Consider the following 25000-nt stretch of genomic DNA (forward strand, 5'->3'; position numbering starts at 1 on the left):
CTCAGGCCGCGCGGGCCTCGTGTTTCTTCAGCTTGGCGGCCCACGCATCGGCAAACCGCAAGACATCGTCTTGTGTCGTTTCCAGCCCCAGCGACACGCGAATGGCGCTGGAGGCTTCGCTCTCGTCATAGCCCATGGCCTGCAAAACCGTGCTTGCCTTCACCTTGCCAGATGAGCACGCCGACCCGGCAGAAATCGCAAACCCGGCGAGGTCCATTTGCATGACCTGCGTCTCGCCTTTCCAACCGGCGGTGACAAGACAGGAGGTATTGGGAAGACGCGGCGCATCTTTCCCTACTAAAATAGTCGTGTTTGACGCAGCCTCAAGGGCGCTTTCCATCAAATCGCGCTTTTCTGCAACAGCCTCCCAATGGCCTGCCGCAACGTCGTGTGCCGCGGCCTCAGCGGCGGCGCCAAAACCTGCAATGCCGATCACGTTTTCTGTCCCGGAACGGCGGCCCATTTCCTGACCGCCCCCTTTCAATCCGGCACTGATGTCCACCCCCTGCTTGACGACAAGCGCGCCAACGCCTTTGGGCCCGCCAATCTTGTGGGCAGAAACGCTGGCATATTCGCACGGCGTATCCCGATAGGAAAAAGGCACCTTGCCAAAGGCCTGCGTCGCATCACAAAACCGATGAGAGACCTCCATTTCGCCCGCGAATTCAGCAAAGACAGGATGAAGCGGCTGTAAAACGCCCGTCTCGGCATTTGCGGCCGTCAGGGCAAACAAGCCGCGCGCGGCGCGACCAAAGCCCGGTTCGCCACGCTTGGCGCGTTGTGCGTAGAATCCAAATCCGGACACCAGCGCCCCGTTGAAAACCCCATCGCGCCCGATAAGCGGTGCGCCGGTATGCGGGTCATCGTGCAATGCATAGGTCTGTCGCAGAACGGCATCATGCTCCAAAGGAGAGCAGGCCGCTTCGTCCCAAGGCTGGGCAAAAACAAGGTTGATGGCCTCGGTCGCGCCAGAGGTAAAGACGACCTCGGCGGGATCACACGCCAGGGCCGTCGCCACCTGCGCACGCGCACGTTCCACCAGTGCCTTGGCCGCGCGTCCTTCTGCATGCACCGACGACGGGTTGCCCACCACATCCATCGCCGCCAGCATGGCCACGCGCGCCTCTGCGCGCAGAGGCGTGGTCGCATTATGATCCAGATACACTCTCATCTGCAGGCCCGAAATATCCCGGGGTTTGGGGCAGCGCCCCAACAAGGAATAAAATCGTGCCGCGCGGCAGGCGCGCCCTTGGGATCACGCCTCATGCCTCGTCCACCACGTCAAAAAGCACGGGCACGGCGGGGCATGGCACCAGTTCGTTGGCAATGACATCCGACAGACGGGTCTGGTGCAGGAACACATAGACATGCGCACTCAGCCCCTCCCACAACCGGTTGGTCAGTGACTGCGCGCGACTGCCCGACAAGGCACCGGAAGCGCCGGCACCCTTGTGCATGGCGTCAACCGTCTCATCCACAGCGGCCAGAATATCAGACACCCGGATCTCCGCCGCGGGACGCGCCAGACGATATCCCCCGCCCGGTCCGCGCACGGATGTCACCAGTTCCGCGCGCCGCAGTTTGACAAACAGCTGCTCCAGATACGGTAGAGAGATCGACTGCCGCTCCGCAATATCGCCCAGCGATACCAGCCCCCCGCCCCGCTGCAGCGCGATGTCTGCAAGGGCGACCATGGCGTACCGGCCTTTGGTGCTGAGTTTCATCGCTTTTCACCCCGGGGCGCGCCGCGATTGATTGACGCGGGCGCACGAAATACGTACATGCAGGTCTCCGCCCCGGCGCAGTCCGGAGAGGAACAGATTAGAACCGTTCTAAAGTGCCTTAGCGAATAGGTCAACTATTCGCCGCAGGCCAGGAACCGCCACAGATGGAACCCGCATGCCAGAGGTAATCTTTCCCGGACCAGAAGGCCGCCTTGAAGGCCGCTATCACCCCCAGAAAGAGCGGGACGCGCCCATCGCCATCGTGCTTCATCCGCATCCCCAGTTCGGCGGGACGATGAACCACAAGGTTGTCTACAACCTGCACTATGCCTTTTATAACATGGGCTTCACCGTCCTGCGGTTCAATTTCCGCGGCGTGGGTCGCAGCCAGGGCGAATACGATCAGGGCATTGGTGAACTGAGCGACGCGGCCTCGGCACTCGATTACCTGCAGTCGATGAACAACAACTCCAAGCATTGCTGGGTTGCGGGCTTTTCGTTCGGGGCCTGGATCGGGATGCAGCTCTTGATGCGCCGGCCCGAGATCACCGGGTTCATCTCGGTCTCGCCGCCCGCAAACATGTATGACTTCAGTTTTCTCGCGCCCTGCCCCTCGTCAGGTCTGATCATCAACGGCACCGCAGACCGCGTCGCGCCGCCGCCCGATACGGTGAACCTTGTCAACAAGCTGCACGAGCAAAAGGGCATCACGATCACGCATCAGGAAGTCGAAGGGTCCGGACACTTCTTCGAAGAACCGCATATGGAAACGCTGATCGATTCGACAACCGAATACGTCAAGCGCCGCCTGACCGAGACCACGCGCTAAGGGGCACCGGACATGGCAGACACCCCACTGATCCAGATGGCCCACAAACTGGCGGAGGATTGCCTCAAGGTTCAGGCCGAGATTGGCGATGACCGTCTGTTCATGGAACTTGGCGAAGCCATCGGTACGTCATCCCAAACGCTGGAAGAAGCGTTCCTGACAGCCGTGCGGACCCAGATGGCGAATGAAAAAGCCCGGCATTTTCTGGCGGAGAAACTCAAGGCCCACCGGGACGGAAAGCCGACTGAGTGAGCACCCGGCTGGACCGCCAGATTGCCTTTCTCAACGAAGCGGACAAGCTGAAATCGGTCGTGCGGGGCACGACGCTGTGTGATGCCTCGCGCTATGAAAATTCGGCTGAGCATTCGTGGCATCTGACACTTTATGCGATGGTGTTAGCGGATCAGGCCGGACCGGATGTGCAGATTGACCGGGTGATAAAGATGCTGATCCTGCATGATCTGGTGGAGATTGACGCAGGCGATAATCCGATCTTTGGCTCTCATGATCCTGCGGCCGTCGAAGTGCAGGAGCAAGCGGCGGCAGATCGCATTTTCGGGCTTCTTCCGAATGACTTAGACAATGATCTTCGCGCGATCTGGGAAGAATTTGAAGCCGCAAAGACACCGTCTGCACAGTTTGCAAAATCGCTTGACCGGTTTCAGCCGCCAATGCAGAACCTGCAATCGGGTGGCGGCAGCTGGGTGACGTATGACGTCACCGAAGACAAGATTGCCGAAAAGGTTGGCGCCAAGATCAAGATCGGCGCGCCCCGCCTTTGGGACTATGCCCGCACCCGGATCGCCGCGTGGTTTTCGGCTCAGTCCTGACCGGCCATGTGCAGCGCCTCTGCGGCACCTTTGGGATTGATGAACAACGCTTCGTGCCCATCCATCACCTGGACCAGACGGAAAATACCCAGCCGCTCTGACAGGCGCGGGTGCCAGCCCAGTGAATGAGGCATCGCCGCGTCATTCAGCCCGTTGATGTAACTTTTCCCCACCTCCCAGTTGCCCGGCGCGGACTTCAGGCTGATCTTGTCTGCAAAGGTGGCATGCGGATGCGGGTTGAGCTTGTCATAGGCGTTTTGTGCCAGATTGCCGTCACCGTCGCTGAAGAACCCGTCGCGCCAGATTGGATAGGGCACCGAAAACCCGCCTGATCCGCCTGCCTGCGCAAGATCTGAAAAGAGCTGAGCAAACGGGGGCGGGACCAGATCGTCGAGGGATTCGCCATCGTGCGGAACAAAGGCATTCCAATAGACCAGCCGTTTGATCCGATCGGGCATCCGGTCATAGACGCCCGAGATGATCATCCCGCCGTAGCTGTGTCCCGCCAGAACGATGTCCGTCAGATCGTGGGCGGCGATATAGTCCGCTATCGATCCGATTGCCGCGTCCAGCCCGACGGATTTATCTTCCCCTGCCCCGTTGCCCAGAATTGTGGGTGTGTGAACGGACCATCCCATCCCTTCGAGATGTCCCGCGACGTCTGCCAGAAGGGATCCGTCATGCCACGCGCCATGTACCACTACGTAAGTCGCCATCTCATTCTCTCCTGTAACCTTCCGGCAGCGTGAGGAACTGTCAGGGACCTGTCAAATAGCACCCCTTTCGGTATGCAATTGTATACAGACTTTCCCTTGGCGATTGGATGGGATAGAGCGGGGCAAGCCAAACAGCCAAGCGAGTATCACGCATGTCCAAGATCAAGGTAGAGAACCCCATTGTCGAACTCGACGGGGACGAGATGACCCGCATCATGTGGGACTTCATCAAGAAAAAGCTGATCACGCCCTATCTTGATGTGGATCTCAAGTACTACGACCTTGGCATGGAGTCCCGCGATGCCACCGATGATCAGATCACCATCGACGCGGCAGAAGCGATCAAGACATATGGGGTCGGGGTGAAATGCGCAACGATCACCCCGGATGAGGCGCGGGTCGAGGAATTCGGTCTCAAGAAAATGTGGCGCAGCCCCAATGGCACCATCCGCAACATCCTGGGCGGCGTGATCTTTCGCCAGCCGATCATCTGCAAGAACGTGCCCCGACTTGTGCCGGGCTGGACCAAGCCCATCGTGGTGGGCCGCCATGCCTATGGGGATCAATACCGCGCGACGGATTTCAAATTTCCCGGCAAGGGCAAGCTGACGCTCAAGTTCGTTGGCGAGGACGGGACGGAGATCGAGGAAGAGGTTTTTGACGCGCCGGATTCGGGTGTGGTCATGGCGATGTACAACCTTGATAAATCCATCATCGACTTCGCCCGTGCCTCGCTCAATTATGGTCTGAATCTGGGCTGGCCAGTCTATCTGAGCACCAAGAACACGATCCTCAAGCAATACGATGGTCGGTTTCTTGAGCTGTTTCAGCAAGTGTTCGATGAAGAGTTCAAGGACAAGTTCGACGCCGCCGGCATCTGGTACGAACACCGGCTGATCGACGACATGGTTGCCTCTTCGCTCAAGTGGTCGGGCGGGTATGTCTGGGCGTGCAAGAACTATGACGGGGATGTGCAGTCCGACACGGTGGCGCAGGGTTTTGGATCACTTGGGTTGATGACCTCGATCCTGATGACGCCGGATGGCCAGACGGTCGAGGCCGAGGCGGCCCATGGCACCGTGACACGCCACTATCGCCAGCACCAAAAAGGCGAGGCGACATCGACCAATTCGATCGCGTCGATTTATGCCTGGACGGGCGGGCTGAAACATCGCGGCAAGCTTGACGGTAATGACGCGCTTATCAGCTTTGCCGAGACGCTGGAGAAGGTGGTCGTGGACACGGTCGAAAGTGGCCACATGACCAAGGACCTCGCCTTGCTGGTGGGCCCCGATCAAGGGTGGCTCACGACGATGGGTTTTCTGGAGAAGGTGGATGAGAACCTGAACAAGGCGTTGGCGGGCTAAGTTCAGGCCGCGCAAAGGGATGCTGCGGGCGCAAACGGCGTGATCTCGCAGTTTGTGGCGGTGAAGGTGCAGAAACTGCCCTTGGGCACTTCGATCCAGTCACCGCTGCTTGTGTCGTAGGGTTCAGACACCACGGCCCAGCCCTGCCAGTCCGGGTACCAGCGATAAAAGAGCGACGGCGCCAGCGTGTCAGAGGCGTATCGCACGGCATAGAGCACCTCACCATCCGACAGGGCGGCGGTGCAGCGCATGTGGGGTTCTTCGCCTGCCTCGCGTGAGAGATGTTCAAAGCGGGCAATGGCCGCGGCAAGCGCGCCCTTGGGATCGGTATCCAACCCCAGACCGCAGGCCACGAGAAAGAGCGCCTCGCTGTCGGAGGCCCCTTTGCGATCCGCATAAAGGCTGTCGGGGATCAGCATGTCGGCGGCCTTGCGGAACCGGCTGAAGCCGCCGACCTGACCGTTGTGCATAAAGCTCCACCGCCCCTGCACAAAGGGATGGCAGTTGTTGCGGCTGGTCGCGGATCCGGTCGAGGCGCGCACATGGGCCATGAAAAGACGCGCCTGTACCTGATCGGCAAGAGCAAGCAGGTTGGGATCTGACCAAGCAGGATAGACATCACGATAGAGCCCAGGGGTCGGGCGTTTGTCATACCACGCCAAACCAAAGCCATCGGCATTGATCGCCGTTTTGCACTTGTTGGCTTCGCGCGATTGCTGGATCAGCGAATGTTCGGGCGCTGAAATCATCTGGCTGAGAAACAATGGTGCGCCCTGCCACGCAGCCCAGCGACACATGCTTAGTGGCCCCGGTTATGGGTGCGCGCGTACAGGGTGGCGATGATCCGGCTGGCGGTCTTTTCGAAAAGACAGGGCACGATGGCGTGAACCAGCGCCGCACCCGCCGCTGCAAAAAGCAGGCCGGAGAATTTAAGAGCGAAGGCCATGTGCTGAAAAAAGGTCTCATCCACTTTTGCGGGATGGTCGAGGAAGATGCGTGCGATCATGTCGGGGCTCCAGTTTTGGTGGTGATGACAGAATGCCCTGAGCAGCGGGTGATTTTATCCCAAAAATGCTGAACGTTCTGTTGATTGCGGTACGTTGTCCCGCTAATTCTCTATTTATGTGGAACATTGATGATGCAGACCGCCGAATCCTGAACGCTTTGCAACGGGATGCGGCACAATCGCTGGACCAATTGGGCGAAACAGTGGGCTTGTCACGCAATGCGTGCTGGCGCCGCGTGCGCGCGCTGGAAGACGCGGGCGTGATTGCGGCGCGCGTTGCTTTGCTGGACCCGGCCAAACTGGGCTTGGGCCTGACGGTATTCATGCAAATCCGAACGAATGCCCACGCGCCGGACTGGCTTGCCAAATTTTCGACTGCGACCCGGTCGATGCCCGAGGTGTTGGGGGTCTACCGGATGACCGGCGATCTGGACTATCTTATCCGTGCCCGGGTGGCGGATATGGCAGATTATGATCGGCTGTATCAGCGGCTGATCAAGAAAGTCCCGTTGAGCGACGTGTCGGCAAGTTTTGTCATGGAAGAGATCAAGGAAACGACGCACCTGCCGTTGTAGGTTGACGGAACCCCAAGGGGTTCGACGCGTTGACGTCACATGAATGACTTTCTTAGCACGCTTTGGGGCAGACTGCCTGCCCCGCTCCGAGACCAGCTTGAAGGATATGCCACAGGGTTTTGGGAGGTGCTGCCTCAGCTGATCCTGTCGGTGTTTTTTCTGGTCTTCGTTTGGTTTGTGGTCCGGCTGGTCAATTGGCTGGTGCCAAAGACCCTGCGGCGTGCGCGGATGCGGCGGTCGCTGATCGATGTGGTCATGATGCTGTTGACGGTCAGCATTTGGCTGTTTGGCGTATTGGTCGCGGTGACAATCGCCTTTCCCACGATCACCCCGGGCCGCGCCTTGACGGCGCTTGGTGTGGGGGGCGTGGCCATCGGTTTTGCCTTCAAGGACGTTTTCGAGAATTTCCTTGCCGGTGTGCTTTTGCTGATCCGCGAGCCCTTTTCCATCGACGACTATATCGAATGCGAAGACATCGAAGGTCAGGTCGAAGAGATCACCATTCGCGACACCCACGTACGGCAAACCGATGGACAGCTGGTCGTGGCGCCCAACGCGATGTTTTTCAAGAACCCGGTGACCATCCGCACCGCAAAGGACGTGCGCCGCACCACCATCATTTGTGGCGTGGCCTACGGCGAGGACGTGGACGAAGCCCGCGACGTGATCGCAAAAGCCGTACGCGGCGTAGATACGGTGCGCGATGACATACGCGACGTAGAAATCTTTGCCCAGGAATTTGCCGACAGTTCGATCAATTTCGAGGTGACCTGGTGGACCGGTTCACGGCCCATCGACATCCGGTCGTCGCGCGACAAGGTGGTTTCAGCCGTGAAACGGGCACTGGATGATGCCGGGATCGAGATCCCCTTCCCCTATCGTACGCTGACGTTCAAAGAGCCGCTCACCATGAACAAGGGCAACGAAGGCCAAAGCGACCCGACGCCCGCTGATAGCGACTGACGCTTTCGGGGTGGCCTTTGCTGCGGCTGCACGGTATGGCCGCGACAAATCCTTACAAGGCTGAACCCATGGACCTGCGCAACATCGCAATCATCGCACACGTCGACCACGGCAAGACCACACTGGTGGACGAATTGCTTAAGCAATCGGGCACCTATCGCGAGGGTCAGGCGACCACCGAGCGTGCGCTTGACAGCAACGATCTGGAACGCGAGCGCGGGATCACCATCCTGGCCAAGGCGACATCCGTGGTCTGGAAAGACACGCGCATCAACATCGTTGATACCCCCGGCCATGCCGATTTCGGCGGCGAGGTGGAGCGTATTCTGAGCATGGTCGACGGCGTTGTGCTGCTGGTGGATGCCGCCGAAGGGCCGATGCCGCAGACCAAATTCGTGACCTCAAAGGCGCTGGCCCTGGGGCTGCGGCCGATTGTTGTCCTTAACAAGGTCGACAAGCCCGATGCGGAACCTGACCGCGCGCTCGATGAGTGCTTTGATCTTTTTGCCAATCTGGGTGCAGATGATGATCAGCTGGACTTTCCCGCGATGTATGCCTCAGGCCGCTCTGGTTGGGCCGATATGGAGTTGGACGGCCCGCGTGAGGATCTTTCAGCGTTGTTTGATCTGGTCGTCGAACACGTCCCTGCCCCGGCTCAAATTGCTGCGCGCGATGAACCGTTCCGGATGCTGGCGACCACACTGGGTGCGGACCCCTTTATTGGCCGGATTCTGACGGGCCGTGTCGAATCCGGCACCTTGAAAGCGGGTGAAAGCGTCAAGGCGCTAAGCCGTGACGGCACGCTGATAGAAAACTTTCGCTGCACCAAGATTCTTGCGTTTCGGGGTTTGTCGCAACAGGCCATCGATCTGGCCGAGGCAGGCGATATCGTCACACTGGCGGGCATGTCAAAAGCCACCGTGGCCGACAGCATCGTAGCCCCGCAGGTGACCGAGGCGCTGCCCGCGCAACCGATCGATCCTCCGACGATTTCTGTCACTTTCGGGATCAACGATTCCCCGCTTGCCGGGCGCGATGGCAAAAAGGTGCAGTCGCGCGTCATCCGTGAGCGGTTGATGAAAGAGGCCGAAAGCAACGTGGCAATCAAGATTGCCGATACGCCCGGCGGCGAGGCGTTTGAGGTCTCTGGCCGGGGCGAGCTGCAGATGGGCGTTTTGATCGAGAACATGCGCCGCGAGGGTTTTGAGCTGAGTATTTCGCGTCCGCAGGTTCTGTTTCAGGAAGACGAGCACGGCAATCGGTTGGAGCCTATCGAAGAGGCCACCATCGACGTGGATGACGAATATTCCGGCGCGGTGATCGAAAAGATCACCGGCGTCCGCAAGGGCGAACTGGCTGAGATGAAACCTGCCGGGGCGGGCAAGACGCGTATCGTGGCGCATGTGCCATCAAGGGGACTGATCGGATATCACGGCGAGTTCTTGACCGATACGCGGGGCACAGGCGTGCTGAACAGGGTGTTTCATGGATGGGCGCCACACAAGGGCCCGATCCCGGGGCGCCGTGCCGGTGTGTTGATTTCCATGGAAAACGGCACCTCGGTCGCCTACGCCCTTTGGAACCTCGAAGAGCGCGGCAGGATGATGATCGGCGCGCAGGCGGATGTGTATACCGGCATGATCATCGGGGAACATTCCCGGGAGAATGATCTGGAAGTGAACCCGCTGAAGGGCAAGAAGCTGACCAATGTGCGGGCATCTGGCACGGATGAGGCAGTGCGTCTGACCACGCCGATCACCTTGTCGCTGGAAGAGGCGATTGCGTATATCGACGATGATGAACTGGTTGAAGTGACGCCCAATGCAATCCGGCTGCGCAAGCGCTATCTCGATCCGCACGAGCGCAAGCGGATGGCGCGCGCCGGGTGATGCCGCTGGACTGAAGGGGCCAGCCCCTTCAGACTTCCCCGGGATATTTGGGGCCAACGGAAGATGAGGGTCAGTCGGTGGTCTCGACGATCATCAATTCGCGTTCGGACGCGCCGCGTGCATGGTTTAGGGCTGCCTGATAGGCGTCTGAATGATAGCACTTTTCTGCTGATTCAACGTCCGGGAAGCGGGCCACGACATTGCGCGGGCGATCCTTGCCCTCAAGTTGCACGTAGCGGCCGCCCCGGGCGATGAAGGTGCCGCCGTGGGCCGCGATGGCCTCAGTCGCGCCAGCGGCGTATCTGGCGTAGGCCTCTTCATCGGTCACGGTGACATGTGCAATCCAGAGTGCGCCCATTGGTTTATCCTTTCACGACGGTTTCGGCAGCCGCAATGGCGGCGTCAGCGTTTTCGGCGGACGGCCCGCCGCCCTGTGCCATGTCAGGCCTGCCGCCACCGCCCTTGCCGCCCAACTCTGCCACGGCGGCCTTGACGATGTCGACAGCTGAGAGCTGATCTTTTAGGTCATCGGTCACACCCGCAGCCACGGCGGCCTTGCCGCCGGTGTCCGCGATCAGCAGCACAGCACCGGAGCCGAGGTTAGACTTGTGTTCGTCCACCAGCGCGGGCAGATCCTTGCCAGTGACGCCTTGCAGAACCTGAGCGGTGAATCTGATGCCGCCGACGTCCTTGGCCTCGGGCGTAGACGTGCCGCCGCTCCCTGCCATTGCAAGCTCGCGACGCAATTGCGCCACCTCGTTGCTGAGCGACTTGCGCTCCTCCAGCAGTGCTTTCACCCGGTCGGGGACATCGGCCGCTGTGGCCTTGAGATCAAGCGCTGTTCTGGCAAGCAGGTGGTCTTGACGGCGCAGGTAGTCAAGCGCCGCCTGCCCGGTCAATGCTTCGATCCGGCGCACGCCCGCACTGCTGGCACTATCGCCCAAGGTGACGAAAGCCCCGATATCGCCTGTTCGGGTTACATGGGTGCCGCCGCAGAGCTCCAGCGAATAAGTGTTCTTGTCAGCGCCTTTGCCCGAACCATCCTGGCGGCCCATAGAGACTACCCGAACCTCATCACCGTATTTTTCACCGAACAGGGCCTGTGCGCCAAGCGCGCGTGCGTCATCAGGGGTCATGATGCGCGTCTCGACCGGGGCGTTCTGGCGGATGTAGGCGTTGACCTCGGCCTCGACCGCTTCCAGTTCCTGCAGGGACAGGGCTTTGGCGTGGCTGAAATCAAAGCGCAGGCGGTCTGACGCATTGAGCGAGCCGCGTTGTGCCACGTGATCGCCAAGGGCCTCGCGCAACGCCTCGTGCAGCAGGTGCGTGGCGGAGTGGTTGGCGCGAATGTCTGTGCGGCGCGCGTGGTCGACTTCCAGTACCGCCGCCTGGCCGGCTTCGATGGTGCCTTCTTCGACGGTGCCGATATGAGCGAATACGCCCGCTGTCTTGCGGGTATCGCGTACACGCAACAGGCCGGTTTCCGTGCGGATGGTGCCCGTATCACCAACTTGACCGCCGGATTCGGCATAGAAGGGTGTTTGGTTCATGGCAATGTGGACGTCGTCACCTTTTTGCGCGGAAGCCACCGAGGCGCCACCGGAAACGACCGCGACGATCTGGCCCTCTGCCGTTTCCAGCTCGTAGCCCAGAAAGTCGGTTGTCCCATGCTGATCGGCCACGTCAAACCAGACGGTGGCATCCGCCGCCTCGCCAGAACCGGCCCATGCCGCCCGCGCCTTGGCCTTTTGTTCGGCCATGGCTGCATCAAAGCCATCGGTATCCACGCCGCGGCCCTGTTCGCGCAGGGCGTCCTGGGTCAGATCGAGGGGGAAGCCATAGGTATCATAGAGTTTGAAGGCGGCGGCGCCGGGTAGATCTGCGCCTTCGGTCAGGCCGCTAACCTCGTCCTCCAGCAGCTTCAGGCCGCGTTCCAGCGTCTGCTTGAACCGGGTTTCCTCGAGGTGCAGGGTCTCCGTGATGAGAGGTTGGGCCTGGCCCAATTCCGGGTAGGCCGCGCCCATCTGACCCACAAGCGTGGGTACGAGCTTGTACATCATCGGATCTGTTGCGCCTAGTAGATGCGCGTGGCGCATGGCGCGGCGCATGATCCGGCGCAAAACATAGCCACGGCCCTCATTTGAGGGCATGACGCCATCGGCGATCAAGAACGACGTTGAGCGCAGGTGATCAGCAATCACGCGGTGATGCACGTTTTGATCTCCGTATGGGTCGACATTCGAGGCATCTGCCGACGCCTCGATCAGGCTGCGCATGAGGTCGGTGTCGTAGTTATCATGCTTGCCCTGCATCAATGCGCCGATGCGTTCGAGCCCCATACCGGTGTCGATGGACTGCATGTCCAGCGGGATCATGCTGCCGTCTTCGAACTGCTCATTTTGCATGAAGACGATGTTCCAGATCTCGATAAAACGATCGCCATCTTCGTCGGGGCTGCCAGGGGGGCCGCCGGGAATATGATCGCCATGGTCGTAGAAAATCTCAGTACAGGGGCCGCAGGGACCAGTGGGTCCCATGCGCCAGAAGTTATCGTCCGTTGGGATGCGAATGATGCGATCATCAGGCAGGCCTGCGACCTTTTTCCAGATGTCGGCGGCCTCATCATCGGTGTGATAGACGGTAACCAACAGGCGGTTGCCGTCGATGCCGAAGTCTTTTGTCAGCAGTTCCCAAGCAAAGGCGATCGCCTCGGCCTTGAAATAATCGCCAAAGCTGAAGTTGCCCAGCATTTCAAAGAACGTGTGGTGTCGCGCGGTGTAGCCGACGTTGTCCAGATCGTTGTGCTTGCCGCCTGCCCGCACACATTTCTGCGCAGTTGTCGCGCGCTTGTAATCGCGTGTCTCAACGCCTGTGAACAGGTTCTTGAACTGGACCATGCCGGAATTCGCGAACATCAGTGTCGGATCGTTGCGTGGCACAAGCGGGCCTGACGCCACAACCGCGTGATCCTGTTTGCCAAAATAGGACAAGAAGGTAGAGCGGATGTCATTGAGCGTCTTCATGGGGCAAGCCTTTCGGGGCATTGGTGTTCCGGTGAGATACCCCTGCGCGCCCGCGCTGTCCACAGGGTGCTGAATCGAAAAAGGACGCACGGGGTACATGCGTCCTTTGGAAGGTCTTTGGGAGGAAATCAGTGGCGGGTCAGGCCTCCAGAATGTCCACGTCGTCGTTGTCGGACCCGCCAAAATCCAGCCCGTGTGCGGCGCGGATCTTATCTTCGATCTCATGCGCCATGGCATCGTTGTCCGCGAGGAAAGCCTTGGCGTTTTCACGCCCCTGCCCGATACGTTCGTCGCCATAAGAGAACCACGAACCGGATTTGTCGACGATGCCAGCCTTGACACCCATATCCAGAAGTTCCCCCATCTTGGAGATGCCTTCGCCGTACATGATGTCAAACTCCACCTGCTTAAAGGGCGGTGCGACCTTGTTTTTCACGACCTTGACGCGGGTGGCGTTTCCGACGACCTCGTCGCGGTCCTTGAGCGCGCCGATGCGGCGGATATCAAGGCGGACGGAAGAGTAGAATTTCAGCGCGTTGCCGCCCGTGGTGGTTTCGGGAGAGCCGAACATGACGCCGATTTTCATGCGGATCTGGTTGATGAATATTACCATGCAGTTTGAGCGCGAGATGGAGCCGGTGAGCTTGCGCATGGCCTGGCTCATCAGGCGCGCCTGCACGCCCACAGAGCTGTCGCCCATGTCGCCTTCCAGTTCCGATTTCGGTGTCAGGGCCGCGACGCTGTCCACGACCACCATGTTCACGGCACCTGAGCGCACCAGTGTGTCGGTGATCTCAAGCGCCTGTTCGCCCGTGTCAGGCTGCGAGATCAGCAATTCATCGATGTCCACGCCCAGTTTGCGGGCATATTGCGGATCAAGCGCGTGTTCGGCATCGACAAAGGCACAAACGCCCCCCGACTTCTGCTGCTCAGCCACGCAATGCAATGTCAGCGTTGTTTTGCCGGAGGATTCCGGCCCGTAGATTTCAACGATCCGGCCCATGGGCAGGCCGCCGATTCCCAGCGCGATATCCAACCCCAAAGACCCGGTCGAACTTGCCGTGATATCCTGAACGGCCCCTTCCGCCCCCAGCTTCATGATCGAGCCCTTGCCAAACTGGCGTTCGATCTGTGCCAGCGCACTATCAAGCGCCTTTTGCTTTTCAGCTGATTTCTTATCGTTCATTTTCAAAAGCTCTGCCGTTGCCATGTGCCTATCCTTTAGTGTCATACCGCCCTTGCCTGCGCAATCGCGCATTGGGCTGCTCTGCTGTTTTGTTCCTCTAATGTTCTCTATGGGGTCAAAAGGGGAACATATCAATCATTTTATTTCATTGGGTATCTTTTGCCGCTGCCGGTTAAGAAGTAGTTTACGGCAGCGATACTCTTGCTCAGATCCGAAAGGCGTTTCTCAAGTGCTTGTTTTTTTTAAAGAACGCCTTGCCTTTTTGTCGGTGCCCAAGACCGGGACCACAGCTTACGAGGTGGCTTTGGCCGCGCGTGCGGATATGGTGATCTCAGAACCCCCGATGCTCAAGCACGCGCCGGTGTACCGGTACAACCGATTCCTGCGGCCGATGTTCAAGAATGTCTGCGATGCGGAGATGGAGCTGATGGCCGTCATGCGCGAGCCGGTCTCCTGGCTGAGCAGCTGGTATCGTTATCGCCGCCGGCCCTTCATGAAAGACAAACCCAACAACACCTACAACGTCAGCTTTGACGATTTTGTTCTGGCATACATGAAGGGGGACCGGCCCGGTTTTGCCGATGTCGGCAGTCAGCTGAACTTTATGAAGACGCAGCCAAACGGAACCGGCATCACGCACCACTTTCGATATGAAAATCAGGCACGGCTACAAGATTTTCTGCAAGATCGGCTGGACGTGGCGCTTTCTCTGACGCAGGAAAATGTATCGCCGCGGATGGATATCTCTCTGAGCCCTGACGTGGCGCATCGTTTTCGCCGCAAATTTGCAGATGAATTCGCGCTTTATGACAGCATTGAATGAAGCTCAGTGCAGCTGATCGTGCACGGTGTCCGTCAGATCGCTAAGCGAAAACGGTTTGGGCAGGAACACCGAATTGGGGATTTTTGTCTGCGCTTCATCAAAACTGCCCTCTGCATAGCCTGATACAAAGACGACGCGAACGTCGGGCCGATTTTTCAGGGCCTCGCGCACCCAACTGGGTCCATCCATGCCGGGCATGACCACATCCGTTACAAATACATCGATGGCAAGCGCGTCATCTTCAAGGGTCTTGAGCGCGGCTTCGGCAGACTCCGCTTCCAGAACCGTATAGCCGCGCAACCGCAGGGCCCGGCTCGCAAACGCCCGCACCGGCGCTTCATCTTCCACGAGCAGGATGACCCCATCGTCGTGCTTGGCGCGGGACGGCGCCGCCGCCTTGGGGATGCGGTTTTGCGCAGGTGCTGATACTTCAAGCGCAGGGAAATATAGGGTGAATACCGTTCCGGTGCCCAACTCCGAATCCATAAAGATAAAGCCGCCGGTCTGCTTGATGATCCCGTAAGCCGTGGACAGACCAAGGCCCGTCCCCTCACCCGTTCGTTTGGTCGTGTAGAAAGGTTCGAACACCTTCTGTCGTTTTTCGGGCGCGATCCCCGCACCGTCGTCCGACACTGTAACAGTGACATATTCACCCGGCGGCACACTGACCCTGTCGCGCGACATCGGCTTTTCCAGTGTCACGCATTCGGTGAGGATTTTGATCTCACCACCTGCAGGCATCGCATCACGTGCATTGACCACAAGGTTCATCAAGACCTGTTCCAGCTGACGCTTGTCCGCACGAATGGGTTTTAGCACCGGATCGTGGCTGAGGGTCAGTGTAATTTTCTCGCCCACGAGGCGGTTCAGCAAATGAGTGAGATCGGCCATCGTGTCGCGCATGTCCACCGTTTCGGGCCGCAAGGTCTGCTTGCGCGAGAAGGCCAGCAACTGACCAACCAAAGCCGCCGCGCGGTTGGCGTTCTGATTTATCTGGACAAGGTCCCCATAGTCCGGATCCCCCTGATCATGCCGCAGCAACAACAGATCGCAATGCCCCGCTATGGCCGTCAAAAGGTTGTTGAAGTCGTGTGCGACACCACCCGCAAGCTGACCGATGGCCTGCATTTTCTGACTTTGAACAAACTGCGCCTCAAGGGACTTCAGCTCTGTCGCGTCATTAAGAACCGCGATCAGAGAAGGTTCTCCTTCTTCGGTGATGCGGTTGAGGGTTACCTGAACGAAGACTTCCTTGTCCGTTCGCGTCAACCTGAGAAATTCGGATTTTTGCGCCAGACGTCCGGCAACCGTATCTGCAAGCCAATCCGCGATGGACCGCCCCAGCCCTTCCATCAATTGCGACAAATGCACCTCTTCGGCAAGCTGCACGCCAATCAATTTGGACGCCATGCGATTGTAAGACTGAACCGATCCATCCGGCGCGACCTTGATCAGCGGTACGGGCATGTCCTGAAAAACCTGCCATCCCTGTTGCAGATCGCCCCCAGCCGGTCCGGGCAGGAAATAGAGGGCGCGCCGTCCGGCCCCGCCGGGTGTCTCGGCCACAAGGACCTTTTGCCGCCCCTCGGCTGTGGTGATTTCATTCAGGCTGCCCTGCTGTACGGGCAGGGACGGAAAGATCTTTTCGAGCGACTTGGCCCGCGACCCGATCAGGGCACGCGCGCCGTCATTCATGTAAAGCACCGTGTCATTGCGCCCGACCATGACCATTGGCAAACCGTTCGTCTCTGGCCCGCGCGGCATCTGCCGACGCTCGACCTGCTCAATCCGCCAGACAAACGCGTCCTGCGCCATATTTTGCACCGAGATGCGCAGCGGCGGCCCACGCACGGCAATATCTTCCTGCGCGGACCCGGAGGCCTGAGCACGTTGTTGAAGGCGAAACAGAATGCTGCCCGGGTTGGCAAGAGTATCGCCAAGCGCCGCAGTCAGCGTTTCCGCCTCTGGCTTGGCGAAGGTGTCAAGCGAGGCTGCGTTGCGAGAGGTGATCGTGCCTTCCGACGTGGTGATAAATCCTGGCGTCGCATCCTTGGCCATGAAAAGCGCGACCGCATCAAGGCCCGCGGACCGGACCGCCCTTGCGCGCGCATTCAGGATCCAGAACGCGCCCGACATGACGAGAAGGGTCATCGCGACGCTCAACAAACCCAAAGTCAGGCTGCGATTGGGGCTGATCAGGGCAAAGACGGTGACGGCGAAAGCCACCAGCAATAAAAGACGCAGGCGGCCCTGCGCCTTGCCGGCCATGGCGCCCAGCCGATCTTGCTGATTTTCAATGTCTTCTGACAAACCAGTCCCCGCTTGCACGAATCGTCAGGCCATTACGCGCAATAAGGGTTAATCAGCCTTTAATCACGGCCGATCAGCACGCCTAAGTTGAAAATACAAAATACTACTCTCGCGTCAAGTGCGCTGTGAAAAAGCCGTCTCCTTGGGACGTGACCCCAAAGCGGCGTTGGAACGGCGATGCCCAGCCGGCATGCCTGTCAAGAAACGCGGCGACGCGGTCTTCATTCTCGGATGCGAGGACAGAACAAGTGGCATAGACCAGTGTTCCCCCGGACGAGAGCAGAGGCGCGGTCGCATCAAGAATGTCGTCCTGTATCTGCGTCAGGGCGGTCAAACGGTCAGGTGTCAAAAGCCATTTGCCTCCGGGCGCGCGCCGCCACGCACCGGAACCCGAACAGGGCGCATCGCATAAGATCACGTCGTAAGGCGCTGTTTTTAGAACCTGATCGTGATTCAGGATTGCAATCGAAGTACCTGCCCGATTTGCCCGCTCGGGCAGATCGGTCATGCGATTTGGGTCGGCATCATGGGCATACACGCGCCTGCTTGTCTGGGCGGCAAGCGCAAGTGCTTTGCCACCACCGCCAGCGCAATAATCCAGTACCTTTCGACCTGCAGGGATGGCATCCACCACGGCCTGGCTTGCGCCGTCCTGAAGCTCTACCAGGCCTTCCTTGAAGACACTTGTCTGCTTGATCCGGCGCGCGCCCTGCGTGACCGTCAACGCGGTCGGTGACAGCGAATTTCTTTCGGTATCAACGCCTTCCAAGGCGAGCTTTTCAGCCGCTTGCAAAACTGTGGTCCGTGCCACATTGACCCGCAAATGCACAGGAGCACGGGTTTGAAGGGCCTGCGCGGTCGCGGTTGTATCTGCGCCCAGCGAGGCCTCGAAGAGCGGCACAAGCCAATCGGGCAGGTTCAGCGCGGTTGACAGATCGGCAGGTGGGCCGGGAAAGGCGCGCTCTTTATCGCTGAGAGGGGGAGGCGCATGACCTGCGCCATCGAACAGGGCAGACAGGTCCGCGCCCTGCTGATGCAAAAGGCCGATCATCAGGGCGCGTCCGTCTTGCCCCTGGCCGAAATGCGCCGCCGTCCTGCGACAACGCAGGACATCAAAGACATGATCCCGCACCGCGGCCCGGTCCTTGGAGCCCGCAAATCGGCTGTTCCTTGCCCAGCGGGTCAACGCTTGTTCTGCGGCGCGGCCCTGGGACATATCGTCGAGAATTTCAATCGCTGCCGCGACCCGCGCACCGGGCGTCACGGCGTGTGAACCACTTTAATAAACGATCTTATCCCATTGATCATAATCCGTTATCCAACCCGGTAGTTTGGGCTTTCACGGGTGATCTGAACGTCATGGACATGGCTTTCCTTGAGACCGGCACCGGTGATTTTTACAAAATGGCAATTCTTGCGCATCTCTTCGACGGTTGCACAGCCGGTATAGCCCATCGCCGCGCGCAGACCGCCCACCATCTGATGCACGACGGCTGCCGCACTTCCCTTGTAGGCGACCTGCCCTTCGATGCCTTCCGGCACGAGCTTGTCAGAGGCTGCGTCTTTCTGGAAGTACCGATCGGCAGAGCCGCTTGCCATGGCACCGAGCGAGCCCATACCACGGTAGCTTTTGAAGCTACGGCCTTGATAAAGAATGACTTCGCCCGGGGATTCGTCGGTGCCCGCAATCATCGAGCCGACCATGGCGCAGGAAGCGCCAGCGGCAATCGCCTTGGCGAAATCGCCCGAGAACTTGATGCCGCCATCGGCAATGACGGGCGTGTCGCCTGCCGCTGAGGCGCAATCCATGATCGCAGTCAGTTGTGGCACGCCGACGCCCGCAACCATGCGTGTCGTGCAGATGGAGCCAGGGCCAATGCCCACCTTGATCGCGTCCGCGCCTGCGTCGATCAGCGCGCGCGTGGCTTCGCTTGTGGCGACGTTGCCGGCCACGACCTGCACCTCGTTGGATAGTTTCTTGGCGCGGGTCACAGCGTGAGCCACGCCTTCGGAATGTCCATGGGCGGTGTCGATGACAATCATATCGGCCCCCGCATCCACCAGGGCCTCCGAGCGCTCAAAGCCAGCGTCGCCCACCGTGGTGGCCGCCGCAACGCGCAGACGCCCCAGCATGTCCTTGCAGGCCGTCGGGTTCAGGACGGCTTGTTCGGTGTCCTTGAGGGTCAGAAGCCCGGTCAGTTTGCCGGACTTGTCGGTCACCAGCAGCTTTTCGATGCGGCGCGCCTTCATCAGGCTGATCGCCTCGTCCCGGTCGGCGGGTTCCATCAGAATGGCCAGATCATCGGAGGACATCATGACCGAGACCGGGGTCTTGTCGTCAGAGGCAAACCGCATGTCGCGGTTGGTGACGATGCCCACGACCCGGCCAGCGCCGTCTACCACCGGAAATCCGGTGACGTTATAGCGCGCCTGCAGCGCTTTGGCGTCAGCCAGCGTCTGATCGGCGGTCAGCGTGATAGGGTTATAGACGATGCCGGATTCAAAGCGTTTGACACGCCGGATCTCGCGCGCCTGTTCTTCGATGCTGAGATTGCGGTGGACCACGCCCATGCCGCCCGCCTGTGCCATCGCGATGGCCATACGCCCTTCGGTCACCGTGTCCATGGCCGAGCTGAGAAGCGGAATGTTCAACCCGATGCTTTTGGTCACGAAGGTGCGTGTGTCCGCCGTTGAGGGCAACACGGAAGAGGCCCCCGGCACCAGTAGTACATCATCAAAGGTGAAGGCCTCACGAATCTCCATTTTGCTCTCTCCGGCATGGGTTCATTTGGCAAGTTCCTATCTCACGGACGGCAGGAGATGGAAAGGGGGTTTGTCAGCGCGGTCTTGCGTTGCGCGAGGGGTTGCGGAAAGGTCGCTGCAAAGGGAGGCTTTGGATGATGGATCACGGGTATGAAAAAGGCAGACTGGACCTGCCATTTGTGGGCATCTCGACCTTCGGGAAAAGGCCCTATGTCGCCGATTGGGCGGCGCTGGATGCGGATGTGGCCATTTTGGGCGCGCCTTTTGATGCGGGCACCCAATGGCGCAGTGGTGCGCGGTTTGGGCCGCGTGGCGTGCGCGAGGCGTCAACGCTTTTCAGTTTTGGCCATGCGGGGGCCTATGACCATGAGGATGACGCGACCTATCTGCCGGGGGATGTGAACATTGTCGATATCGGTGATGCGGACATCGTTCATACCGATACCGATGCCAGCCATGCCAACATCGAAGCGGGGGTGCGCGCAATCCTGGACGCAGGCGCCCTACCCGTGGTGATCGGTGGCGATCATTCGGTGAATATTCCCTGCATTCGGGCGTTTGAGGGGCAAGGTGACATTCATATTCTGCAGATCGATGCGCATCTCGATTTTGTCGATGAACGCCATGGTGTGCGGCACGGGCATGGCAATCCGATGCGCCGTGCTGCTGAGCAGGATTTTGTAACCGGCCTGACGCAGGTGGGTATCCGCAATGTCAGCTCCACTGCCAAGGAAGGCTATTCAGATGCCCGTGCGATGGGGTCTGATATCATTTCCGTCCGCCAGGCGCGCGAGATGGGAACGCGCGGGGTATTGGAACATGTGCCGGTGGGCGCACGGGTGTATGTGACGATTGATATCGATGCGTTTTGCCCCTCGATCGCCCCGGGAACGGGCACCCCGTCGCATGGGGGGTTCTTGTATTACGAGGTGCTGGAGCTTTTGCAGGCTGTGTCCGAGCGGCACGAGGTGGTGGGCATTGATCTGGTGGAAGTGGCACCGGACTATGATCATAGCGGGTCCACAACGATTCTGGCGGCACAGATTCTGCTGAACTTTCTGGGTTTCATCTTTCACGCACGCGCGCAGTTGTGACCTTATTGAGCGGGCAAGCCCGCATTTGATTTATTTGGGAATGAAGGACGCTGTCCTTCAAACTACCTGGGAATATTCTGGCCAGAAAAAGAGCCCTTGGCGGCGCAGATGTTTGCTGGGGTGACGTTGTTGGGCTGTTGTCTTTCCCAACGCGCGTTATGGTGCGCGAAAGTGCATTGAGGACAAGACGATGAGCAGCGATCCTTTGGTGATATTCACCCCCTCCGGCAAGCGCGGCCATTTTGCCGTTGGCACGCCGATACTGACAGCCGCGCGGCAGCTTGGGGTCGATCTGGACAGTGTATGTGGCGGGCGAGGAATTTGTTCCAAGTGTCAGATCACGCCGGGGTTTGGTGAATTTCCAAAGCACAAGGTGACGGTCAGGGACGGGGCGCTGTCTGAGTGGAACAAGGTTGAGCAGCGCTATCAGGACAAACGCGGGTTGAAGGAAGGGCGGCGGCTGGGGTGTCAGGCCACGGTGCAGGGCGATGTGGTCATCGATGTCCCGCCTGAGAGCCAGGTGCACAAACAGGTCGTGCGCAAACGGGCTGAGGCGCGTGATATTGTGCTGAACCCATCCACCAGGCTGTTTTATGTTGAGGTTGCCGAACCTGACATGCACGACCCCTCAGGGGATCTGGAGCGGTTGCAGAATGCGTTGCGCGATCAGTGGGCGTTGGAGAATGTCACGGCTGATCTGCATATTTTTCAGCAGATGCAGCCTATTTTGCGCAAAGGGGCGTGGAAGGTGACCGTTGCGGTCAATCTGGGAGATGCCGAAAACCCGGCCCGGATTATGCATATCTGGCCGGGGTATTATGACGGTACGGTCTACGGGCTGGCGGTTGATCTGGGCTCCACCACCATTGCGGCGCACTTGTGTGATTTGCAGACCGGGGAGGTTGTCGCCTCTTCCGGGGTGATGAACCCGCAGATCCGCTTTGGTGAGGATCTGATGAGCCGGGTGAGCTATTCGATGATGAACGCCTCTGGCGCGGATGAAATGACCCGGGCAGTACGCGAGGGCATGTGTGCCTTATTCGAACAGATTGCCGAGGAAGGCGGGATTGACCGTGGGCTGATCGTGGATGCGGTCTTTGTGTGCAATCCGGTGATGCACCATCTGTTCTTAGGCATTGATCCTTTTGAGTTGGGGCAAGCGCCCTTTGCGCTGGCCACCTCCAATGCGCTGCGGTTGCGGGCCGTTGATCTTGATCTGAATATTCACCCTTCTGCGCGCGTCTATCTGTTGCCGTGTATTGCGGGCCATGTGGGGGCGGATGCGGCAGCGGTTGCACTGAGCGAGGCGCCGGATAAATCCGAGGATCTGGTGCTCGTGGTCGATGTCGGCACCAACGCGGAGATCTTGCTGGGGAACAAGGAAAAGGTGCTCGCCTGTTCCTCGCCCACCGGCCCGGCGTTTGAGGGGGCGCAGATTTCGTCCGGTCAACGGGCCGCACCCGGCGCGATTGAGCGGGTGGAGATTGACCCTGCCACCAAGGTTGCGCGATTCAAGGTGATCGGGTCGGATCTGTGGTCGGACGAAGACGGATTTGACGACGCGATCGCCACGACCGGGGTGACCGGTATTTGCGGATCAGGTATCATCGAGATGGTGGCCGAGATGCGCATGCAAGGCATCGTGGACGCGCCGGGGCTGATTGGCACGGCCGAGCAGACGGGCTCGGCCAATGTGTTCGCTGACGGGCGCACCAATTCCTACCTCGTTTACGACGGCACTGCCGCAGGCGGGCCGCGGATCACGGTCACGAACCGGGATATCCGTGAGATCCAGATGGCCAAGGCCGCGCTCTATTCCGGGGCGCGTCTGCTGATGGACAAGTTCGGCGTCGATAAGGTGGACCGAGTGGTTCTGGCGGGGGCCTTTGGCGCGCACATCTCGACCAAGCACGCGATGGTGCTGGGGATGATCCCGGATGCGCCACTGGATAAGGTCACCTCGGCCGGCAATGCAGCGGGTACAGGTGCGCGGATTGCGCTGCTCAATACCGCCGCACGGGGCGAGATTGAGCAAACCGTGCGACAAATTCACAAGATCGAAACCGCGATCGAGCCGCGCTTTCAGGAGCACTTTGTGAATGCCTCAGCCATCCCTAACGCGGTGGAGCCCTTTCCGATCCTCAACAGCATTGTTACCCTGCCAAATGAGACCTTCAACACAGGGGGCGGCGGTGAGGCCGAGGGCGGCGGGCGCAGAAGGCGGCGGGCGCGTTAACTTGTGATCCGGAGGCACTTTGGTCAGGATATGTGCAACACTACCCGAAAGGCCTTCTGAAATGAAACGATTGATCCCTTCCCTGCCAGAAACACCTGATCTGGGCGATGTGTTCAGAGCGTTCCCGACCAACGTGGTGCAGATCCTGCAACTGGACGATGCGATCATGTGTGACCCGGCGGCGATCAATCAGGGAGATCGTGAGCTGATTGCGGCCTATGTCTCAGCGCTTAATGCCTGCCAGTTCTGTGCAGGCGCGCATCTGAATGCGGCAGAAGCGTTCGGCATCGAACGCACGGTTCTGGACGAGTTGCTGAACGATGTGGAGACAGCGCGCGTCGACACGGCGCTGAAGCCTATCCTGCGATATGTCGGCAAGCTGACCCAGACACCCTCGCGGCTGACCGAGGCGGATGCGCAAGCGGTCTATGCCGCTGGCTGGTCCGAAGAGGCGCTATATGATGCGATCAAGGTGTGTGCGCTCTTTAACTTCATGAATCGGATCGTGGAGGGCACGGGCGTAAGCGCGGATGTCAGCGGCAGCAGGCCAGTCACCGAGGCGGACAAGAAAGAGCGGCGGGCACGGCGGTACACCGACTGGGCGCGTGCTGAAGGTTTGATGTCATGAGTGCGGATAACGCCGATCAGGTGGCCTTCTGGGGCGGCAACGCGGGTGAGAAGTGGGCGGCGTACCAGGGGCAGATGGATGCGCAATTGCAACCTGTTCTCGACGGGGTGCTTGACCGCGCAGACCTGCAGGCGGGACAAAATGTGCTTGATGTGGGCTGTGGCACCGGGGCGAGCACTTTGCAGGCCGCTTCGATGGTCGCACCGGGCGGACATGTGCTGGGCGCAGATGTATCAGAGCCGATGCTGGCACTGGCCAAGACGCGCGGCGATGGGGTGTCAAATGCGGCGTTTGCCGAAGCTGACGTAGCTGTCCATGATTTTAAAGCGGGGCATTTCGACCGGGTCATTTCCCGCTTTGGCGTCATGTTCTTTGCTGATTCCGTTGCGGCCTTTGCCAATATCGCCGGAGCCATGAAACCCGGTGCGACACTGACCTTCGCAAGCTGGGGACAGATTGACCGCAACCCCTATTTTACCGTGCCCGCGCAAGCCGCCAAAGCCCTGTTGGGACCTATGCCCAAATCCGACCCCGATGCGCCCGGCCCCTTTGCGTTTCGGGACATCGACAAGGTCGAGGGCATCCTGCGCGACGCAGGTTTTGCAGATGTGTCGGGCGCGGCGAATGATCTTGTGCTATCTCTGCCGGGTGGCGCATCCGAACTGGCGCAGTTGAGTTGCGAGATCGGATCGGGCGCGCGCGCGCTTGACTATTTCGAGAGCGACGCCGCCACCGCAGCCCGGCTGCAGGCCGACATTACCGAGATCTACGCGGGCTTCCCAAACGAGGCCATTCCAGCGGAAATCAACTATTTCACGGCGACCAAACCCTGATCCGCCTGGGCCGTTCTGCCCTTGACGCTGTCATGGCAGAGGCCTATCCCATGCAAGGCTCAGGCGGGTATGGTGAAAAGGTATCACGGCAGCTTCCCAAGCTTTAGTTACGGGTTCGATTCCCGTTACCCGCTCCAGCTACTCCCTTGTCTGATCCAGACCGGGGCGATGGCGCGCCAGCAGCGCTTTGATTGCGGGCCAGCGT

Annotated in this window: 23 protein-coding genes and 1 tRNA gene; 13 read left to right on the forward strand and 11 right to left on the reverse strand. The window is 59.6% G+C overall.

Annotation, left to right across the window (positions count from 1 at the left end; all coding sequences use genetic code 11):
• Position 1: 1 nt before the first annotated feature.
• Both H9Q16_RS05080 and iscR read right to left on the reverse strand, forming a co-directional pair.
• Positions 2-1171: a cysteine desulfurase family protein gene (locus H9Q16_RS05080; RefSeq protein WP_191074259.1), complete on the reverse strand. Its 1170-nt coding sequence runs from the start codon at positions 1169-1171 to the stop codon at positions 2-4.
• A 91-nt stretch (positions 1172-1262) separates the two neighbouring features.
• Entirely contained in the window at positions 1263-1724 is a 462-nt protein-coding gene (gene iscR / locus H9Q16_RS05085; RefSeq protein WP_191074260.1) for a Fe-S cluster assembly transcriptional regulator IscR, read from the reverse strand.
• A gap of 175 nt (positions 1725-1899) precedes the next feature.
• On the opposite strand from iscR, the gene H9Q16_RS05090 reads away from it, so the two are divergent.
• From H9Q16_RS05090 to H9Q16_RS05100, 3 genes are read left to right on the forward strand one after another with little or no spacing between them, the layout of a single operon-like run.
• Positions 1900-2553, forward strand: a complete 654-nt coding sequence (locus H9Q16_RS05090) for an alpha/beta hydrolase (RefSeq protein ID WP_191074261.1) — start codon at positions 1900-1902, stop codon at positions 2551-2553.
• A 12-nt stretch (positions 2554-2565) separates the two neighbouring features.
• Positions 2566-2805, forward strand: a complete 240-nt coding sequence (locus H9Q16_RS05095) for a hypothetical protein (protein ID WP_191074262.1) — start codon at positions 2566-2568, stop codon at positions 2803-2805.
• The gene (locus H9Q16_RS05100; protein WP_191074263.1) at positions 2802-3383 is read left to right on the forward strand and encodes an HD domain-containing protein; all 582 of its coding nucleotides are present in this window, start codon (positions 2802-2804) and stop codon (positions 3381-3383) included. The genes H9Q16_RS05095 and H9Q16_RS05100 overlap by 4 nt, the downstream gene beginning before the upstream one ends.
• Here H9Q16_RS05100 and H9Q16_RS05105 read toward each other — a convergent pair.
• On the reverse strand, positions 3374-4099 hold the full coding sequence (locus tag H9Q16_RS05105) for an alpha/beta fold hydrolase (protein WP_191074264.1): 726 nt from the start codon (positions 4097-4099) through the stop codon (positions 3374-3376). The genes H9Q16_RS05100 and H9Q16_RS05105 overlap by 10 nt on opposite strands.
• A gap of 152 nt (positions 4100-4251) precedes the next feature.
• Here H9Q16_RS05105 and H9Q16_RS05110 point away from each other — a divergent pair, with 152 nt between their 5' ends.
• A complete protein-coding gene (locus H9Q16_RS05110) occupies positions 4252-5466 on the forward strand; it encodes an NADP-dependent isocitrate dehydrogenase (protein WP_191074265.1) in 1215 nt (404 codons plus the stop codon).
• 2 nt (positions 5467-5468) lie between these two features.
• On the opposite strand, the gene H9Q16_RS05115 is transcribed toward H9Q16_RS05110, so the two are convergent.
• A complete protein-coding gene (locus H9Q16_RS05115; protein WP_191074266.1) occupies positions 5469-6263 on the reverse strand; it encodes a class II glutamine amidotransferase in 795 nt (264 codons plus the stop codon).
• 2 nt (positions 6264-6265) lie between these two features.
• The gene (locus H9Q16_RS05120; RefSeq protein ID WP_191074267.1) at positions 6266-6472 is read right to left on the reverse strand and encodes a DUF6356 family protein; all 207 of its coding nucleotides are present in this window, start codon (positions 6470-6472) and stop codon (positions 6266-6268) included.
• Positions 6473-6588: 116 nt separating this feature from the next.
• On the opposite strand from H9Q16_RS05120, the gene H9Q16_RS05125 reads away from it, so the two are divergent.
• The 3 genes from H9Q16_RS05125 to typA all read left to right on the forward strand — a co-directional run bounded on the left by H9Q16_RS05125 (position 6589) and on the right by typA (position 9899).
• A complete protein-coding gene (locus tag H9Q16_RS05125) occupies positions 6589-7047 on the forward strand; it encodes an Lrp/AsnC family transcriptional regulator (protein WP_191074268.1) in 459 nt (152 codons plus the stop codon).
• 39 nt (positions 7048-7086) lie between these two features.
• Positions 7087-8010, forward strand: a complete 924-nt coding sequence (locus H9Q16_RS05130) for a mechanosensitive ion channel family protein (protein ID WP_191074269.1) — start codon at positions 7087-7089, stop codon at positions 8008-8010.
• A 68-nt stretch (positions 8011-8078) separates the two neighbouring features.
• The gene (gene typA, locus H9Q16_RS05135) at positions 8079-9899 is read left to right on the forward strand and encodes a translational GTPase TypA (protein WP_191075163.1); all 1821 of its coding nucleotides are present in this window, start codon (positions 8079-8081) and stop codon (positions 9897-9899) included.
• A 70-nt stretch (positions 9900-9969) separates the two neighbouring features.
• On the opposite strand, the gene H9Q16_RS05140 is transcribed toward typA, so the two are convergent.
• The 3 genes from H9Q16_RS05140 to recA all read right to left on the reverse strand — a co-directional run bounded on the left by H9Q16_RS05140 (position 9970) and on the right by recA (position 14132).
• Positions 9970-10257: a DUF1330 domain-containing protein gene (locus tag H9Q16_RS05140; RefSeq protein ID WP_191074270.1), complete on the reverse strand. Its 288-nt coding sequence runs from the start codon at positions 10255-10257 to the stop codon at positions 9970-9972.
• 4 nt (positions 10258-10261) lie between these two features.
• Positions 10262-12922 (reverse strand): alanine--tRNA ligase, encoded by a 2661-nt coding sequence (gene alaS, locus H9Q16_RS05145; protein ID WP_191074271.1) that lies wholly within the window; start codon positions 12920-12922, stop codon positions 10262-10264.
• Positions 12923-13061: 139 nt separating this feature from the next.
• Entirely contained in the window at positions 13062-14132 is a 1071-nt protein-coding gene (gene recA, locus H9Q16_RS05150) for a recombinase RecA (RefSeq protein WP_191074272.1), read from the reverse strand.
• 205 nt (positions 14133-14337) lie between these two features.
• Between recA and H9Q16_RS05155 the strand changes: the two genes are divergently transcribed.
• Positions 14338-14931, forward strand: a complete 594-nt coding sequence (locus tag H9Q16_RS05155) for a gamma-glutamyl kinase (RefSeq protein ID WP_191074273.1) — start codon at positions 14338-14340, stop codon at positions 14929-14931.
• A 3-nt stretch (positions 14932-14934) separates the two neighbouring features.
• Here H9Q16_RS05155 and H9Q16_RS05160 read toward each other — a convergent pair whose 3' ends face one another.
• The 3 genes from H9Q16_RS05160 to guaB all read right to left on the reverse strand — a co-directional run bounded on the left by H9Q16_RS05160 (position 14935) and on the right by guaB (position 20004).
• Positions 14935-17199: a PAS domain-containing hybrid sensor histidine kinase/response regulator gene (locus H9Q16_RS05160; protein WP_191075164.1), complete on the reverse strand. Its 2265-nt coding sequence runs from the start codon at positions 17197-17199 to the stop codon at positions 14935-14937.
• Between the two features lie 145 nt (positions 17200-17344).
• A complete protein-coding gene (locus tag H9Q16_RS05165) occupies positions 17345-18505 on the reverse strand; it encodes an RsmB/NOP family class I SAM-dependent RNA methyltransferase (protein ID WP_191074274.1) in 1161 nt (386 codons plus the stop codon).
• Positions 18506-18555: 50 nt separating this feature from the next.
• Complete coding sequence (guaB, locus tag H9Q16_RS05170; protein WP_191074275.1) at positions 18556-20004, reverse strand: IMP dehydrogenase; 1449 nt, start codon at positions 20002-20004, stop codon at positions 18556-18558.
• A gap of 134 nt (positions 20005-20138) precedes the next feature.
• Between guaB and speB the strand changes: the two genes are divergently transcribed.
• The 5 genes from speB to H9Q16_RS05195 all read left to right on the forward strand — a co-directional run bounded on the left by speB (position 20139) and on the right by H9Q16_RS05195 (position 24932).
• Positions 20139-21098, forward strand: a complete 960-nt coding sequence (speB, locus tag H9Q16_RS05175) for an agmatinase (protein ID WP_191074276.1) — start codon at positions 20139-20141, stop codon at positions 21096-21098.
• 190 nt (positions 21099-21288) lie between these two features.
• Positions 21289-23334 (forward strand): ASKHA domain-containing protein, encoded by a 2046-nt coding sequence (locus H9Q16_RS05180; RefSeq protein WP_191074277.1) that lies wholly within the window; start codon positions 21289-21291, stop codon positions 23332-23334.
• Positions 23335-23395: 61 nt separating this feature from the next.
• The gene (locus tag H9Q16_RS05185) at positions 23396-23962 is read left to right on the forward strand and encodes a carboxymuconolactone decarboxylase family protein (RefSeq protein ID WP_191074278.1); all 567 of its coding nucleotides are present in this window, start codon (positions 23396-23398) and stop codon (positions 23960-23962) included.
• The gene (locus tag H9Q16_RS05190; RefSeq protein WP_191074279.1) at positions 23959-24795 is read left to right on the forward strand and encodes a class I SAM-dependent methyltransferase; all 837 of its coding nucleotides are present in this window, start codon (positions 23959-23961) and stop codon (positions 24793-24795) included. The genes H9Q16_RS05185 and H9Q16_RS05190 overlap by 4 nt, the downstream gene beginning before the upstream one ends.
• A gap of 63 nt (positions 24796-24858) precedes the next feature.
• A tRNA-Gly gene (locus tag H9Q16_RS05195) sits at positions 24859-24932 on the forward strand.
• Positions 24933-25000: the final 68 nt, after the last annotated feature.

This window comes from Sulfitobacter aestuariivivens (assembly GCF_014763045.1).
Classification (GTDB): domain Bacteria; phylum Pseudomonadota; class Alphaproteobacteria; order Rhodobacterales; family Rhodobacteraceae; genus Sulfitobacter; species Sulfitobacter aestuariivivens.

Bases quoted from the DNA above. Each gene is read 5' to 3' on its own strand.
- H9Q16_RS05080 (WP_191074259.1), bottom strand. From the start codon at position 1,171: ATGAGAGTGTATCTGGATCATAATGCGACCACGCCTCTGCGCGCAGAG.
- iscR (WP_191074260.1), bottom strand. From the start codon at position 1,724: ATGAAACTCAGCACCAAAGGCCGGTACGCCATGGTCGCCCTTGCAGAC.
- H9Q16_RS05090 (WP_191074261.1), top strand. From the start codon at position 1,900: ATGCCAGAGGTAATCTTTCCCGGACCAGAAGGCCGCCTTGAAGGCCGC.
- H9Q16_RS05095 (WP_191074262.1), top strand. From the start codon at position 2,566: ATGGCAGACACCCCACTGATCCAGATGGCCCACAAACTGGCGGAGGAT.
- H9Q16_RS05105 (WP_191074264.1), bottom strand. From the start codon at position 4,099: ATGGCGACTTACGTAGTGGTACATGGCGCGTGGCATGACGGATCCCTT.
- H9Q16_RS05110 (WP_191074265.1), top strand. From the start codon at position 4,252: ATGTCCAAGATCAAGGTAGAGAACCCCATTGTCGAACTCGACGGGGAC.
- H9Q16_RS05115 (WP_191074266.1), bottom strand. From the start codon at position 6,263: ATGTGTCGCTGGGCTGCGTGGCAGGGCGCACCATTGTTTCTCAGCCAG.
- H9Q16_RS05120 (WP_191074267.1), bottom strand. From the start codon at position 6,472: ATGATCGCACGCATCTTCCTCGACCATCCCGCAAAAGTGGATGAGACC.
- H9Q16_RS05125 (WP_191074268.1), top strand. From the start codon at position 6,589: ATGTGGAACATTGATGATGCAGACCGCCGAATCCTGAACGCTTTGCAA.
- H9Q16_RS05130 (WP_191074269.1), top strand. From the start codon at position 7,087: ATGAATGACTTTCTTAGCACGCTTTGGGGCAGACTGCCTGCCCCGCTC.
- typA (WP_191075163.1), top strand. From the start codon at position 8,079: ATGGACCTGCGCAACATCGCAATCATCGCACACGTCGACCACGGCAAG.
- H9Q16_RS05140 (WP_191074270.1), bottom strand. From the start codon at position 10,257: ATGGGCGCACTCTGGATTGCACATGTCACCGTGACCGATGAAGAGGCC.
- alaS (WP_191074271.1), bottom strand. From the start codon at position 12,922: ATGAAGACGCTCAATGACATCCGCTCTACCTTCTTGTCCTATTTTGGC.
- recA (WP_191074272.1), bottom strand. From the start codon at position 14,132: ATGGCAACGGCAGAGCTTTTGAAAATGAACGATAAGAAATCAGCTGAA.
- H9Q16_RS05160 (WP_191075164.1), bottom strand. From the start codon at position 17,199: ATGGCCGGCAAGGCGCAGGGCCGCCTGCGTCTTTTATTGCTGGTGGCT.
- guaB (WP_191074275.1), bottom strand. From the start codon at position 20,004: ATGGAGATTCGTGAGGCCTTCACCTTTGATGATGTACTACTGGTGCCG.
- speB (WP_191074276.1), top strand. From the start codon at position 20,139: ATGATGGATCACGGGTATGAAAAAGGCAGACTGGACCTGCCATTTGTG.
- H9Q16_RS05180 (WP_191074277.1), top strand. From the start codon at position 21,289: ATGAGCAGCGATCCTTTGGTGATATTCACCCCCTCCGGCAAGCGCGGC.
- H9Q16_RS05185 (WP_191074278.1), top strand. From the start codon at position 23,396: ATGAAACGATTGATCCCTTCCCTGCCAGAAACACCTGATCTGGGCGAT.
- H9Q16_RS05190 (WP_191074279.1), top strand. From the start codon at position 23,959: ATGAGTGCGGATAACGCCGATCAGGTGGCCTTCTGGGGCGGCAACGCG.